The organism is Staphylococcus sp. 231237_7MaSpsaltlick (genome assembly GCF_043107035.1).
The window spans coordinates 1-459 of the sequence record NZ_JBICNX010000361.1 but is presented as its reverse complement, the minus strand read 5'-3'; the positions used below and the strand labels follow the sequence as shown (position 1 = coordinate 459).

General features: G+C 30.7%; 1 pseudogene. It reads left to right on the top strand.

The features are described 5' to 3' along the window. Positions 1-65: 65 nt before the first annotated feature. A pseudogene (locus ACF91D_RS31890) lies at positions 66-459 on the top strand (phage tail family protein); the annotation flags it as partial.

The following is a 459-nucleotide window of genomic DNA, read 5'->3' as shown; positions in this document are numbered from 1 at the left end:
ATGCAATTTCTTTTGATAGGACTCAAACTTCGGGAGATATATAATTAACTTTCGAAACTATAGAATTGCCTTATTTTGAAAGTATTGCATATAACACCGAATTATCAAAGAACCCTAATTTAGAATTTTGGGGTTTAGAAGATGATGTTGCTTGGAACGAAAATGATGATTATAGAAGAAATAAATTTTATAACATTCAAGATGGTTATTACTATTATTTAGGCGATGTAAACATAGACAAATTCAATCAATATTATTATGTTGAAATTGTTTTAGGCAAAGACACTAAAGATTTCACATTTTACATTGGAAGTCATGATTTGATGCGTATAACTGGCTTGAATATGAAAGCTGGAGACAAGATACGATATAACGGATTACAAACATTTAAAAACGGAATTTCCATAGATTCAAACACAACAGGTGCGCAACCAGTATTGGAACCTGGAGCAAACAACT